This window comes from Dyella sp. C9 (assembly GCF_003332825.1).
GTDB lineage: Bacteria > Pseudomonadota > Gammaproteobacteria > Xanthomonadales > Rhodanobacteraceae > Dyella.
Window position 1 is genome coordinate 124,394 of the sequence record NZ_QIRF01000008.1, and the last position, 14,623, is coordinate 139,016.

A 14,623-nucleotide genomic window follows, 5' to 3' on the forward strand; every position below is an offset into this window, starting at 1 on the left:
GGGCTTCGTAACGTCGGGGTGTCATAGACGTATGCCATGCCTCGAACCCGGGGCGGGGAGTCCTGGGGAGGGACTGGGCGGATGAAGAAGGTGCTGGGTGCGGTCGGCGTGCTGCTGCTTGCGGTGGGCGTGGTGGCGGCCATCGTGCTGGTTCGTACATGGTCGACGCCGCCATTGGCGACGGCCGCGCCGACCGGGTCGTATACGCCGTTGAAGCTGGATGAAGGCGAGGTGGTGCAGCGTTTCGCCGGTGCGGTGAAGCTGTCCACGGTGTCCACCGGCGAGGCGCCGCCGTCGACGCAGGATCTGGATGCGCTGCACGCCTATCTGGCCGGGCAGTTCCCGCGCGTGCACCGCGAGCTCCAACTGGAGCAGGTGGGCCACGGCGCGCTGCTGTTCACCTGGAAGGGCAGCGATGCCTCGCTGCCGCCGATCATCCTGATGGCGCACCAGGACACCGTGCCGGTGGATCCGGACACGCGCGCACGCTGGACGCGCGACCCGTGGTCGGGCGACGTGCAGGATGGCGTGGTGTGGGGCCGCGGTGCGCTGGACGACAAGGCCAGCCTGGTGTCCATCCTCGAAGCGGGCGAGCAGCTGCTGCAGCAGGGCTTCAAGCCGCGCCGCACGATCTACTTCGCCTTCGGCAGTGACGAGGAGCGCGGCGGTGCCCAGGGCGCCATGGCCATCGTCGAGCTGCTCAAGCAGCGTGGCGTGCATGCCCAGCTGGTGCTCGACGAAGGCGGTGCCTATACCAATGGCCTGATGCCGGGCGTGTCCGGTGACCTGGCGATGGTCGGCATTGCCGAGAAGGGCTATGTGTCGGTGCGCCTCAGCGTGCAGGCTGCCGGTGGCCACTCGTCGCAGCCGCCTCCGCAGTCGGCGATCGGCATTCTCAGCCAGGCACTGGTGCGGCTGGAGGCCCAGCAGATGCCGGCACGGCTGGCGCCCACCGCGACGGCCATGTTCGATGCGCTGGCGCCGATGCTGCCGTTTCCGGCGCGCATGGCGGTGCGCAATCGCTGGCTGCTCGGCCCGATGCTGATCAGCCAGCTGTCGAAGACGCCCTCGGGCAATGCGATGGTGCGCACCACCACCGCCGAAACCACCTTCAACGCAGGCGTGAAGGACAACGTACTGCCCACCGTGGCGGTGGCCACGGTGAACTTCCGCATCCTGCCGGGCGACAGCGTGGCCGACGTGCTGGAGCATGTGCGCAAGACGGTGGCCGACCCGCGCGTGACCATCGCGCCGGGCGACGAGCAGGCCGATGCAAGCCCCACCTCGCCGGTGGATGGCGAGGGCCTGCGGCTGGTGCGCGAAACCATCCAGCAGACTTCGCCCGGCGTGCCGGTGGTGCCCTATCTGGTGACCGCCGCCACCGATGCCGCGCATTACGTGCCGGTGTCCACCGAGCAGCTGCGCTTCGTGCCGTACCACCTGACGCCGACCACCATCGAGCGATTCCACGGCATCAACGAAGGCATTCCGGTCAGCGACTACCTGAACTGCGTGCAGTTCGCGGCCCAGTTCATGCGCAACGCCGCCGGCTGATGCGCGGCCGCCGCGCGTGGGGTGCGGCGGTGATCAGCGAAACCTCCGCAGCGGCATGCAGCGCATGCCGCCGGGAATGTTTCGCCCCAGGCAAACAGCGACGCCACGACGTCGACCATGGCACATACGAACAAGAGGGGAGAGCAGATGATGGGTTTTGCAAAGCGCGATGATGTGGCCCTGGCGCGCCGGCCGCTGTGGACGGCCCTGCTGGTGGCCGGCGTGATGGCTTCGGCCGCGTTGCACGCGCAGGATGCGGGCAACGGTAATGCACCACAGGGTAATGCCGCGGCGTCCAAGCCACCGGCACCGTCCAAGGACGATGCAACTTCGCTCGGTGCGATCACGGTGACGGCGACCAAGCACGCCACCGCCATCGACAAGACGCCCATCGCCATCACCGCGGTGCCGGCCGAAGTCATCGCAGACACCGGCGCGGTGACCGTCAACGACATGATCAAGCTGGTGCCCGGCGTGAGCGTGGAGGATGCCGGTGCTGGCCAGTCGCGCATCTCGATCCGCGGCATCTACGCCGCGGGCGAGCCCACCACCGGCATTTACTACGACGAGACGCCGATCTCCGGTTCTGTGGGCACCACCAACGACGCGGGTGGCCACCAGCCGGACCTGAACCTGTTCGACATCGATCGCGTGGAAGTGCTGCGCGGCCCGCAGGGCACGCTGTACGGCGCCAGCTCGATGGGCGGCGCGATTCGCCTGATCAGCAACAAGCCGGATCTGGACCAGGCGGGTGGCAGCGTGGAGGCAGGCTACGCGGTGACCAAGGGTGGCGCGCCGTCGTGGCAGACCAACGCGATGTTCAACCTGCCGCTGATCCAGGACAAGCTGGCCATCCGCGTGGTGGCCAACAAGGAGGATACCGGCGGCTACATCGACAACGTGGTGCTGGACCGCACGCACGTCGGCGAGTCCAAGCAGGGTGGCGGTCGCGTGATGCTGCGCTACCAGCCCACCGACAAGGTGACCATCGACGCCAGCTTCTCCACCCAGGCCACCAACGCCGAGCCGAGCTTCTGGTCGCCGTATCCCGAGCGCTGGGCCCTGGCCGCCTTGTATCCGGTGGATCTGCCGTCGCGCTATGGTTCGGAGATGGCGACGCTGGTGCCATACCGTGACCACACCAAGATCTCCAACGTCACGCTGAACTGGGACCTGGACTGGGCCACGCTCACCGCGGTCACCTCGTATTTCGACCGCGCCAGCTATTACAGCCAGGACTCCACGCCGCTGTTCCAGTACGCCAAGTACCTGGTGGGCGAGCTTGGCCTGGGCCATGTCTACAACGCCGACCAGTACATCCCTTCCTATCTCTACTACCCCGGCCACACCACCAACTGGTCGAACGAACTGCGCCTGAGTTCCAAGAGCAACGACACCCTGGACTGGACCGCAGGCCTCTACGAGGAACAGCGCAAGAGCAGCCTGTTCAGCCAGGAAATCTATGCCGACCCGAGCACCGGCGGTCCGCTGTCGCCGTCACAGATGTTCTTCCAGCGCCATATCGCGGACGACCTGCAGCAGAAGGCCGCGTTTGGCGAGGCCACCTGGCACGTCACTGATGCGCTCAACATCACCGGCGGCCTGCGCTACTACGACTACAGCAAGGACATCACCGGCTACACCGACCTCAACTTCAACTTCCCCCTTATCGGTGGCGGCCTGATCCCGCCGACCACGGTGAGCGCCGGCCAGAACGGCTGGCTGAAGAAGCTGAACATCTCCTACGAGCTGGCGCCGAACGTGATGGTGTACGGCCTGGCGGCGGACGGCATGCGGCCCGGTGGCGCCAACCAGCTGATCAACCTGCCGATCAATCTCACCACTTACAAGGCCGATTGGCTGTGGAATTACGAGCTGGGCATCAAGTCCAACTGGTTCGACCGCAAGCTCTACATGACCGCGGACGTCTACCAGATCAACTGGCATGACATGCAGGTCGGCGCGATCACCCAGGACGGCACTTCGGAGTTCATCACCAACGCTGGCGCGGCGCGCATGCGTGGTTTCGAGTGGGAGATGCTCTATCGCCCCCTGCATGGCCTGGATATCACCGCCAACTTCAACTACGTGGATGCCGTGCTGACGCAGAACCAGGTCAGCAACGCCTATGAAGAGCAGGGCGTGCTGGGCCAGGTGGGTGATCGCGTCCCTTACACACCCAAGTACAGCGGCGCACTGGGGGCGAGCTATCGCTGGCCGATCGGCAGTGGGCTCGAAGGCATGGCGCGACTGGATGCCAACTACGTCGGTACGTCCTACTCCACCTTCCGGCCCAATGACCCGAGCCGCACCGTCATGGGCAACTACACCATGGTCGACGGTCGCGTGGGTCTGGAAGACGGCAGCGGGCGCTGGAGCGCTTACCTGTACGTGAAGAACATGTTCAACAAGCTCGCCTTCGTCTCCACGGGCCTGCAGACCTACTATTCGCCGTTTGGCGAGGCATACACCATTGCGCCGCGCACCGTTGGCATCGACCTGAAGTACAACTTCTGACCGGCCGGGGCGAGGTGGCGGACTGGCCACTTCGCCTCCCCCGGCCAGGGGGACCGATAGGGCTGGACTTGGACGAGGCAATGAGTGAGCCTCGTGGAACGGTCCCCTCATCCGCCTGTCCCGCATGGCCAGCCAACCGCCCTCCAAATCCACGGCCAAGCGGCGTGCGCCGGCCCAGGCGCGTGCGCGCCAGACGCGGGAGCTGATCCTTGAGGCCGCCATCCAGTTGCTGGAGAAGCGCGGGTTGCGCGCGTTCAGCACCAACCGCCTGGCGACGGCCGCGGGATTTAGTGTCGGCACCATCTACCAGTACTTCGAGAACAAGCAGGAGATACTCGACGCGCTGGCGCGGCACGAGCGCGATCGCCGACTTGTCCGCATGACCGAGGCGCTCACCATGCGCGTCCACGAGGCGCATGGACGGAAGCTCACCCTGCGCGACCGCATCCGCATCGTGGTGCGTACCGAGCTGCATGCCTTCGATGGTCGGCAGCGGGCGCGCAAGATCCTGTTCGACCTGGCCTGGCGCAACGACCAGCATCGCGACATGGACCGGCCGGTCACCACCCTGGCTGCCATGCTGGCGGCAGGCGAGGTCGCCGATGATGCCGAAGGCGTGGTGCAGCTTTCGTCCATTGACGCCTTCATCCTGACCCAGGCCGTCGCCGGCATCATCCGTGCGGGCCTGGAGCGCGACGAACACATGCTGGTCACGCCGGAATTCGAAGATGCACTGGTGGAACTGGTCGCCGGCTTCGTGGATACGCGTCGCCGGGCACAGGGTCAGCACAAGCCGTAACGCCGGGAGCGGGCAGGCCGCGGCCATGCCGTGGACGCAGGCGTTGCGTGGGTCTCGATGCATCACCGAAGGAGCCGGGCCATGAACGCGAATGACACGGGCATCAACCTGGAAGCGGAACCGAGTGGCGCGGGGTGCGTCGAGTGCCTGCGCAACGGCGGCTGGTGGTTTCACCTGCGGCGCTGCGCGCAGTGCGGGCACATCGGGTGTTGTGACAGCTCGCCCAGCCAGCACGCCACTGCGCATTACCATGCCACCGGCCATCCGGTGATCGCCAACTTCGAGCCGGACGACGAATGGTTCTACGACTACCGCTCCGACGAAGTGTATTCCGGGCCGCGGCTGCGCCCGCCACTGCACCACCCGCTGGAGCAGCCGGCGCCGGGACCCGCGGGCAAGGTGCCACGAAACTGGATGGAGCTGTTGCGCGGCTAGCGTGGGGTCACCGCGTGGCGGTGCCGGCAACAGGGCCAATGATCTTTACTGGGAGATACACGATGCGCATGCGACGAATGCTGGTGACCATGGCCACTGCCTTGCTGCTGCTTGCCGGCAGCATGGGGCTTGCCCAGGCGGATGAATCCGTTCCGCCAGCCCTGGCACCGCCGGCGGGCTACACCGCGGTGCTCACCGCCAGGGCCACCGGCGTGCAGATCTACCGGAGCACCGCCGATGGCGCCGGCTTCAAGTGGAGCCTGGAGGCGCCGCTGGCCGAGCTGAGCTATGCCGGTGGGGTGATCCATCATTATGCCGGCCCTTCGTGGGAGGCGGCCGACGGCAGCAAGCTCGCCCGCGATGCGTCGGTGCCGGTGGCATCGGTGCCGGCCGCACATGCAAGCGCCGACATTCCCTGGCTGCTGTTGAAGGTTACCGCGGACCCTGCGCCGGGCGCGCTGGCCAAGGTCGGTTTCGTGCAGCGCATCGCCACCCAGGGCGGCGTGGCTCCGGCCCAGCCGCCGGTACGCGCCGGCACGCTGGTCGGCGTGCCGTATACCGCCACATACGTGTTCTACGCCAGGCCGGACTGACGCCCGGGCGGGATCAGACGATGCGGGCCCGGCAGCTGCCGGGCTGCACGTTGCGCCAGAACGAGTCGTTGTCGAAGCGATGGAAGATGTCCGGCGGCAGTATCGTCGGGCGCGCTTCGTGGCTCACCTTGCCGCGCACGTGGTGCAGGCCCGGCGTGCCGGTGCGCTGGTCGAACTCGGCGGCGTCGAACACCACGTTGTCGTAGTCGTGGGCGAAACGCGGCTCGCCGATGAAGTCATACACCGCATCCATCACGCGGGCGGGGTTGCTGCACAGGCTGTCGTACTGCACCAGCATGAGCCGGTCCGCATGGGGGCCGAAGAAGCCCTCCTTCAGGGCGTCGAAGGCGTAGCCGACCAGGCCTTCGGCATTCTGCAGCATCGCGGTGCGCGTGTAGACGGTGCTGCCGTGCGCGTAGTTGAAGATCGGCGAAGGCAGCAGCGCGTTGCGTTGTACCAGCCGCTCGATGCTGTCGATGACCCAGGCGATGTCGCGCACGCAGGCAATCACGCGGCTTTCCGGAAACAGTTCGCTGATGGCGGGCAGCCGGGCACACCAGCTGCGATTGGTATCGAAGATCACCTCGCCAGCGATCTCCGCACCGTAATAGTTGTCGACCAGCCCACGCAGGATGCGTGCGCGCTGCTCGTTGCTGATGAACAGCGAGTACTCGTTGCGCTGGCTCATCTCACCGCTGAGCACGCCGAGCAGGCCGGCCACCGGGCCGCTCATGCCGGCGTGGAAGCGCGGGTTCTGGCGCAGCAGCGCCGACAACAGCGTCGAGCCGGAGCGGGGCAGGCCGGAGATGAAGTGCAGCGGTCGTTGCATGGCAGGTTCGGGCAGGTAGGCCAGTGGCGCAGTGTGCCGCAGCGGCACGTCGCGGCAAAGGCGGGCACGGGAAGACCCATCCACATTGAATGGCGGATGGGCCAGGCTTGCCGGCGACGAGCATGACCCCGTGGCCGCGGCAGGGTCGTTATCGGCCATGCCACGGCGTTCTTCATGCCTTCAACGGCGCACGCTGCCGGGTGGTCAGAAGTGCTTGGTGAAGCCGAACGAGAAGGCGTTGTCGTGCAGGTTGCTGCCGTACATGCCCTGGTAGTCGAGGAACAGGTTCCAGGACTCGCCGGCCTTCGCCGTGATGCGCGCACCCGCCGTTGCCATGCCGCGACCGATGGCGTTGGCCGGCAGCAGGAACGTCGTGCCATCGGCGGCCGATACCGACACCGACGGCGCCTGGCCGCGGGTGTTGTAGCGGTAGCCGACCTCGAACTGCGGCAGGTAGGTCACGCCCTGCGCCTGGAAGCTGCGGCCCAGCGCCAGCGACACGAACGGCAGCAGCGTATTGGCGGTGCTCTTGGCACCCTCCACGCCGAAGTCCGATGCCACCAGGCTGTCGCTCACCACCTGTTCGTTGAAGCTGTCCAGGCTCTGGTGCTGGTAGAGCGCACCGATCTTGGGCGTGACCTGCCAGCTGGCCAGCTGCATCGGGATCGCGGCCTGGATCGCGGCCGAGTAGGCCTTGGCATCCGGGCTGGACACCGCCTGGCCCACGCCGGTGGTGCGCGCGAAGTCATAGCTGCCGGTCCAGGCATCGACTACGCCACTGAGCACCACGGGGCCCAGGTTGGCGAACGCGTAGGCGCCGCCATGGGCGGTGTCGGCACGGCTGTTGCCGCCGTCGCGATCATTGGCGTTGATGCGGCCCACGCCGGCTTCCAAGCCCACATGGAACACCTCACCCACGGCGGCGTCGTAACCGGCGTTGAGGCCGAAGCCGGTGCTCTGCATGCGGTTGGCGCCGTCGAGCGTGTCGTTGGCACCGGACACCTGCACCCACGCCCCCGAGCAGGCGCGCTGCGCGAGGTTCTGCTGCGCGGCGCCACCCTGGCCGCAATCGGCGGCGGCCGGCAGCAGCGATGCATCGAGCACGGTGGTCAGGTTGCGCTGGCCGTCGAGGGCAGACAGGCGCTGGGCGTTGGCGAACAGCGCACCATCACGCGGCGCAACCACCACCGGCGCGGTCGGCGTCGTCGGGTTGGTCGGCGTTGTCGGGTTGGTCGGCGTGGTGGGGTTGGTCGGGCTGGTTGGCGTGGTCGGTGTGCTGGTCGACGATTCCGTCAGCGCGAGCGACACGGTGGTCGCGCCGTAGCTCAGCGCGGCATTGATGCCGGAGGGCACCGAGCCGCTGGAGGTCAGCGAGGAGAACGTGCCGGTCACCGTGTTGGCCTGCACGATGGTGTAGTTCACGGCGCTGTACGTGCCCGGTGCGTAGATCAGGTTCACGCCGCCGGCAATCGTCGCGTTGCCCTTGACCACCAGCTCCGACGCGCCGGTCGGGGTGAGGTCGATGGCCAGCGTGGCGTTGGCGGCCTGCGTGTAGTCGCCGTTGATGGTCAGGATGCCGACCGAGCCGCCTGGACGAACCGTGCCGTTGTTGACCACGTCGCCCGTCACCGTGCCGTGGCCGCGCAGCGTGCCGTCGGCTTCCACCTGTGCATCGCCGCTCCAGGTGGCGTCGGAGTGGTCGGCGTCGCCGATTTCCAGCGTGCCGGTGACTACGTGGGCCAGGCCGGTGGCCGTGCTTGCGCCATTGAGGATGGTCAGGCCCGTGCCGGTGGTGGTAACGCCGCCGGTGCCGGTCATCACGTTGCTGTTGGTGGCAGTGTCGCCCTGGGCGAACGTCACCAGGCCGTTGTTGGTGACCGCTGAGGACGCCAGGCTGCCACCCGCCGTCACGATCAGGTTGCCGCCGTTGACGATGGTGGCGCCGGTATAGGTGTTGGTACCGGTGAGGATCTCGGTGCCGCCGGTGACGGTCAGGCCGCCCGTGCCGCTGATGTTGCCCGAGAAGGTATCGTGGGCATTGGTGAGGGTGAGCGTACCCTTGCCCAGCACCACCGAACCGTCACCGCCCAGGCTGGCGATCGAGGTGCCGCCGGCGAGGCCGGAGATGTCGAAGGTGCCATGGGCGATCACGCTGGCCGAGGTGGCCAGGCTGGCGCTGCCCTGCAACGCAAGGGTGCCCTGCGCAATCGTGGTGGTGCCGACATAGGTGTTCGCGCTGGTGAGTGTCAGCGTGCCGGTGCCAAGCTTGGTGAGCCCACCGTCGTTGCCCGAGCTGGTGACCTGGCCATTCCAGGTGACGTTGTTGCCGTTGGTGTCGATGCCGCCACCGTTGGCGCCGAGCGTGATCGTGCGCGACGACGCCAGGTTGGCCAGCGCCATCAGGTTGCCGCCGTCGAGCTGGATGCCGCCGGTCGAAGCCCCCAGCACACTGTCGCTGGCGACGGCCACGACACCGCCCTGGATTACCGTGCCGACGTAGGCATTGTCGGTATCGGTCAGGGTGAGCGTGCCGTTGCCGCTCTTCACCAGGCTGTAGCCGCTGACGAGGCCGTTGACAGTCAGGTCGCTGTTCTCGGTATCGATGGTGCCGTTGTTGGCGCCCAGGACGATGTTGCGCTGGCTGGTGACGCTGGCGGTGGTCTGCAGCGTGCCGGCGTCGAGCGTCAGCGTGCCTGCGTCATCGCCGAGGGCGGCATCGTCGCTGATGGACAGCACGCCACCAGTGACCTGCCACGGCGTGTGCTGGGTGGTGGTACCGGTCAGCGTCCACAGGCTGCTACCGGTCTTGTTGTAGAAGGCGAACTGCTGGAACTGCGTGCCGATGCCGGAGACATCGAAGCTGCCGTTGCCCGGGCCGCCGTCGGCAACGCTCTGGCCACCCAGCGCGAGCGTGTTGTTGGAGCCCAGCGACACCACGTCGCCATTGAACTGGTAGCCGTTCCACAGCACCAGGCTGTTTTCGTTGCCGTCCAGGCGCACGGCGTAGGCGCGCGTGCCGTCGCTGTCGAGGCCGCCGGAGATCACGCCGCCGTTGATCAGCTGCGAGTGATCCATCATTTCGACGCCGAAGCCGCCTGCGCCGTTCGGGCCGGTCGCATAGGCGGGCGTCGAGCCCAGGCCCACCGCGCCCGCGTTGCCACCGGTGATGCTGCCGGTGTTGGTGATCACGGTGCTTGCAGAGGCCATCACGCCGTTGCCGCCCGCGCCGCCGCCACCGCCGGTGGCGCCGATGATGCCGCCGGTGCCGGCGTTGCCACCCGAGCCACCGTTGCCGCCGCGAATGGTGCCGGAGTTGGTGAGCGAGGTGCCCTGGTCCAGGTCCACACCGAGGCCACCGGCGCTGCCGTAGCCACCGGCGCCGGCCCGTGGGTTGAGCCCACCCATGCCTGCGTTGCCGCCCACACCGCCGTTGCCGCCGTTGCCACCGGCAATCAGGCCACTGTTGCTCACGCTGCCGTACGACTGGATGGACACGCCAATGCCGCCGACGGCGCCGTTGCCGCCACGGCCACCATAGATCCCCTGGCCGCCATCGGCACCGTTGCCGCCCGCACCGCCCACGATGCTGCCGGTGTTGTTGACGGCCGAGTAGCGCGCATTGACGCCGTAGCCACCGTAGCCACCCTGGCCACCGGCACCGCCGTTGGCGAACGGGGCGAGCTGGCCGATGCCGCCGCTGCCACCGGCACCGCCCTGGATGAGCCCGTTGTTCTGCAGGGTCACGTAGGCCATCAGCAGGCCAGTGCCGCCCGCACCGCCCTGCGCGCCGGTCTGGCCGCCGCGGCCGTTCTGCGCCTGGGCGCCGGCGTTGCCGCCCGCGCCGCCCAGGATGCTGCCGTCATTGAGCACGTTGAGGTAGGGCGTGGGGCCGCTGCTGTACAGGCCAATGGTGTACATGCCGTTGCCGCCGGTGCCGCCAGCGCCAGAGGTGCCACCGACCGGAGCCGCACCGCCGTCGCCACCGTTGCCGCCCGCGCCGCCGGAGACCGACACGCCCTTGGCGATCGATGCGTTGCCGTTGTTGTAGGCACCCCAGCCGCCGCCACCGCCCGCGCCGCCGTTACCGGAGACGCCATAGCCCGCCGCGCCGCCGGTGCCGCCGTTGCCGCCCGCACCGCCGCTGATGTTCGCCTCGATCAAGGCGTTCAGCACACCCAGGCCGAATGCGGCGCCGATGCCGCCGGCGCCACCGCCACCGCCGGAGCCTGCACTCACGCTGAGCTCGCCGGAGGATGCGCCGCCTGCACCACCATTGCCGCCGTTGCCGCCGGTCATGGCCGCGGAGACCGTGACGTCGCCGCTGGCGAGCCTGAGCACGTTGTCATAACCGCCACCACCACCGCCGCCGCCGGAGCTGCCGGTGCTCGCCGCCGTGTTGAGGCCGGGTGTGCCACCGTCGCCACCGTTGATCGATGTCGCATTGCCGGCCGTGCCGCCGAGGCCGCCGACCGTCGTTGCTCCCGTCGCGCTGCTGCCCTGCGCACCGCCACTGCTCGACAGTCCACCCGAACCGCCGGCGCCATAGCTGGTGCTGCCGGTGAGCACGCCCGAGCCGCCTTGCGCGGGAGGCGCCTGCCAGCGCGAGATGGTCTTGGCGGCGGCGTCCTGCGGCGCAGCGAGTACGCCCAGCACGACCGCGACGGCGAGTGCCAGCGGCTTCATGGTCCGGCTGAGTGGTTGCGCTGCGCAGGTAGTGCAGCCGCCCTTGGCGGCCTTGGCAAGTTCGGAAGCAACCTGGGATTGCCCAAGCGCCGTGTTCCATACGAGTCGGTAGATGCGATTCACAAAAATCCCTATGTCACTGTTGTACTTTCAAATGCCCATGGCCGTGCAGGCGGGAGCGTTGTTCGTTGCGGAGTCCCGGCAGCGAGCGCGGCGCACGCCGAGGGTCGCCCCAACGCTGTTGGCCCGCAGGCGGGCATTTCGCGTGTTTCGCGTCGTCGGTGTGTCAGGCATGGGGCGGAAAGACACGAAACAGGCGCACGGCGCGTCTCGTGTTCAGGCTGGGCGTGGGCACCCACGCTGAGCTTCCGGTGCCGGGTTCATCCAGCGGGCCGTCATGATGGGTATTGCGGCCAAACGCCTCCCTGCCGGATGAACGGCATGTCTTCATGCACGCCTCGGTTGGGCGCTTTCCATGCACGGAGCTGGCTGCCACCGTGATGTGGTCGAGAGCCCTGCGACCCATGTGGCAGGACTCCACGGCCGGTATCGGCCGTCATCGCAATTTCTGGAGTCCATGTTGCTGCGATGGAGGGGCATCGCAGGTGTTTCCCGTTTTCGCCGGAGGCGGTGATTTTGGCGGGTGGTCCTGGAGGCAGAACTTCGTCCATGACTCAAGGGCGGAACAGGCTCGCCGATAGCCAACGGGCCACATGCGTGCGCGGTGCGTCGTGCCGCCAGGCGCACATCGATCGCCCGACGCGTGTCGAGTGCCTGGCAGCAGGTGCACCGGCAGGAAGTGGACGCGTTGAAGTGTTTTCTTCGTATCCCGGAACCAGGTAGCCGCGTGCTTTCGTCTCTGATCACTTCCGGCAGCATCGTCGTCATCAGCCTGATGTTCGGCGTGGCCCTGCTGGTGGCATGGTGGCGCTTCGGGCTGGAGCGCCACGCGGCGCTATGGTCGTCGTCGTTCATGGCGGCGACGGTCGGGCATGGCCTGCGTACGTCCGGCCAGATATGGCCTTCGCAGCAGGAGCTGTTCGCCATGCTGGCCTGCCACGCGTCGGTGGCCAGCTTTGCGTTGCTGGCCTGGGGCTTCCGCTGGCGCGTATCGGCACCGAGCAGGGGCGTGAAGGCAGGTTGGCTGCTCGCCGTGGCGGCGCTCATCTGGGTCTGGGTGGATCACCAGCCGACCTGGCGCGCTACCTCGCGCATCCTGACTGCGGCGGGCGATGCCTACATGGTGGCCTGGATCGTTGCCACGCTCTGGCGCAAGCGGGGCATCGGCGCCCTGGCGCGCTGGATCATGATCTTCTACGGCCTTTACGTGATCGGCGTCGGCGTGGCGGCCGAACTGGCCAAGCCCGGCGGGCTCATCAGCGATCGTGCTTTCATTTTCGTGCTCTCGATCGGCACCCCCACCGGCATGATCGGCACCGGCGTAATGACGCTGTTGATCGTCGCCTCCGACCTGGCCAAGGGCCTGCGGCAGCAGGCGCGCACCGACGCGCTTACCGGCCTGTTGAACCGGCGTGGCGTGGACGAAACCATGCAGTCGCTCCTTGGTGTCGCCGGGCGGATGGATCCGTTGACGGTAGTCGTCGCCGATCTGGATCACTTCAAGGACATCAACGACCGTCTCGGGCACGCCGCGGGGGACGAAGTGCTGCTGCGCTTTGCGCAACACCTGAAGATCAGCCTGCGTGCGCGCGACGTGGTGGCCCGCATCGGCGGTGAGGAGTTCGTGCTGTTGCTGCCGCAGACCGGTGCGGCGGAGGCCATGGGCCTGGTCGAGCGGCTGCAGCGCTCGGTGCCTGCCGCGTTCACCGAGTACACGTCGTTCGGACGCATCAGTGCGAGCTTCGGCGTGACGCAGATGCGCGACGGCGAGACATTCGACGCCGCGCTTGCGAGAGCCGACGAGGCGCTCTACCAGTCCAAGCACGAGGGGCGTGACCGGGCGACGCACGCCTAGTTCGTGGGCCGGCCGATGATGGTGTGGCAGGTGAAGTCAGCAACCTGCCTTGATGGCTGGAGGCGTCCACGGCTGATCCTCGGCGGTTGGCGGGTTCGCGCTTGCGCTTTGGCCAAGCCCCCATTCATCGGCAGAAGGCGTCGTGACCGGCCAGTCGTTCCAGCGGGTCGGTAAACAGGACCGCATGCCCTTGCCCGAGGGAGTGACCAGGGACGGCCGGAGGCCGTGCCAGGTCGCGGCCAAAGGCTGACTCTCGCCTGCGTAGGGCAACCGGCGCGAGCTGCCGAAATATCTTTCGACAGCTTGCGCACGCGGCGCATGCACACCCTGAGTCGGGGTAGAGTACGGCGAGGGGGAACCAAGGATCGCAGTGACGATGTCCTCGCATAGCCCGGAATCCGAGTACACCTGGCCGCCGGCCGTGGTCGGCTTTGACATGCCATCGACGACGGCGATCGAGCGGGAGAGCGGGGAGCCGAGCATGGTGGCTTTCCTGAGTTCACGGCCCGACCATTACTGGATCGAGGTGTTTGCCTCGGAAGTGGGCGCCTTCATCTTGCAGCACCAGTTGCAGGCGTTGCGGCTGGACGTGCAGTGCCTGGTGGCGACGGGCGCTGCGACCAAGCTGCGCAGCCTCACGGCAGACTTGCGCAACTTCGTGCATCGGGTGTCGCGGCTCAGCTTGCAGCGGCGGGTGATCGATCGCATCGCGGCCGACGATGACTCGTCCCGAGACGTGGTGGAGAACGACGCGGCGCAGCGTGATCTCGATGTCGTGTCCCACACGCCCAGCGTCTCGGCGATTCTCGCGGCGGTTGCGCGGGTGACCGGCATGCGGCTGGTGGCGGTGGCCAGGGTGTCCGAAACGCGTTGGACCGCATGTGCGGTCTACGACATGATCGATTTCGGCTTGCACCAGGGCCAGGATCTCGTGCTGGAAACCACCATCTGCAGCGAGATCCGCAAGCACGGCAAGCCGGTGATGTTCAGTCATGCCAGCCAGCATCCGGTGTTCTCACGCCATCGCACCCCGGCGCTGTATGGTTTCGAAAGCTATATCTCCGTGCCGATCCTTCGCGAGAACGGCCAGTTCTTCGGCACCTTGTGCGCGCTGGACACCGAGCCGCGTCTGCTGGACCAGGTCATGGTGCAGACGGTGGAGCGTTACGCGCGTGCCATCGCTGCCGAGATCGACGCGGTGGCGATCTAGCCGGCGCGCGTGGACGGCGCGGTGGATC

The 14,623-nt window shown here is 67.6% G+C and carries 9 protein-coding genes; 7 read left to right on the top strand and 2 right to left on the bottom strand.

The annotated features are described in order from the left end of the window. Positions 1 to 81: 81 nt before the first annotated feature. The 5 genes from DVU99_RS11710 (at position 82) to DVU99_RS11730 (ending at position 5,898) form a co-directional block, all read left to right on the top strand. A complete protein-coding gene (locus tag DVU99_RS11710) occupies positions 82 to 1,554 on the top strand; it encodes a M20 family peptidase (RefSeq protein ID WP_157971418.1) in 1,473 nt (490 codons plus the stop codon). Positions 1,555 to 1,701: 147 nt separating this feature from the next. After that, entirely contained in the window at positions 1,702 to 4,071 is a 2,370-nt protein-coding gene (locus DVU99_RS11715; protein ID WP_198670284.1) for a TonB-dependent receptor, read from the top strand. Positions 4,072 to 4,195: 124 nt separating this feature from the next. Continuing rightward, positions 4,196 to 4,870, top strand: coding sequence for a TetR/AcrR family transcriptional regulator (locus tag DVU99_RS11720; protein ID WP_114240394.1), 675 nt, complete (start codon positions 4,196 to 4,198; stop codon positions 4,868 to 4,870). Between the two features lie 81 nt (positions 4,871 to 4,951). Beyond that, positions 4,952 to 5,305 carry a UBP-type zinc finger domain-containing protein gene (locus DVU99_RS11725; RefSeq protein WP_114240395.1) on the top strand — a complete coding sequence of 118 codons (354 nt, stop codon included), beginning with the start codon at positions 4,952 to 4,954 and terminating at the stop codon, positions 5,303 to 5,305. Positions 5,306 to 5,367: 62 nt separating this feature from the next. Further along, positions 5,368 to 5,898 carry a DUF3455 domain-containing protein gene (locus tag DVU99_RS11730; RefSeq protein WP_157971419.1) on the top strand — a complete coding sequence of 177 codons (531 nt, stop codon included), beginning with the start codon at positions 5,368 to 5,370 and terminating at the stop codon, positions 5,896 to 5,898. A 13-nt stretch (positions 5,899 to 5,911) separates the two neighbouring features. Here DVU99_RS11730 and DVU99_RS11735 read toward each other — a convergent pair whose 3' ends face one another. After that, complete coding sequence (locus DVU99_RS11735; RefSeq protein WP_114240434.1) at positions 5,912 to 6,727, bottom strand: sulfotransferase; 816 nt, start codon at positions 6,725 to 6,727, stop codon at positions 5,912 to 5,914. 204 nt (positions 6,728 to 6,931) lie between these two features. Next, positions 6,932 to 11,533, bottom strand: a complete 4,602-nt coding sequence (locus DVU99_RS19770; protein WP_198670285.1) for an autotransporter-associated beta strand repeat-containing protein — start codon at positions 11,531 to 11,533, stop codon at positions 6,932 to 6,934. A gap of 724 nt (positions 11,534 to 12,257) precedes the next feature. Here DVU99_RS19770 and DVU99_RS11760 point away from each other — a divergent pair. Both DVU99_RS11760 and DVU99_RS11765 read left to right on the top strand, forming a co-directional pair. Further along, on the top strand, positions 12,258 to 13,385 hold the full coding sequence (locus DVU99_RS11760) for a diguanylate cyclase (RefSeq protein WP_114240397.1): 1,128 nt from the start codon (positions 12,258 to 12,260) through the stop codon (positions 13,383 to 13,385). Between the two features lie 376 nt (positions 13,386 to 13,761). Continuing rightward, positions 13,762 to 14,595, top strand: coding sequence for a GAF domain-containing protein (locus DVU99_RS11765; RefSeq protein ID WP_198670286.1), 834 nt, complete (start codon positions 13,762 to 13,764; stop codon positions 14,593 to 14,595). Positions 14,596 to 14,623 lie beyond the last annotated feature (28 nt).

Excerpts from the sequence above, each read along its gene's own strand:
- DVU99_RS11730 (WP_157971419.1), top strand. The coding sequence starts at position 5,368 with ATGCGCATGCGACGAATGCTGGTGACCATGGCCACTGCCTTGCTGCTG.
- DVU99_RS11725 (WP_114240395.1), top strand. The coding sequence starts at position 4,952 with ATGAACGCGAATGACACGGGCATCAACCTGGAAGCGGAACCGAGTGGC.
- DVU99_RS11765 (WP_198670286.1), top strand. The coding sequence starts at position 13,762 with ATGTCCTCGCATAGCCCGGAATCCGAGTACACCTGGCCGCCGGCCGTG.
- DVU99_RS11735 (WP_114240434.1), bottom strand. The coding sequence starts at position 6,727 with ATGCAACGACCGCTGCACTTCATCTCCGGCCTGCCCCGCTCCGGCTCG.
- DVU99_RS11715 (WP_198670284.1), top strand. The coding sequence starts at position 1,702 with ATGATGGGTTTTGCAAAGCGCGATGATGTGGCCCTGGCGCGCCGGCCG.
- DVU99_RS11710 (WP_157971418.1), top strand. The coding sequence starts at position 82 with ATGAAGAAGGTGCTGGGTGCGGTCGGCGTGCTGCTGCTTGCGGTGGGC.
- DVU99_RS11720 (WP_114240394.1), top strand. The coding sequence starts at position 4,196 with ATGGCCAGCCAACCGCCCTCCAAATCCACGGCCAAGCGGCGTGCGCCG.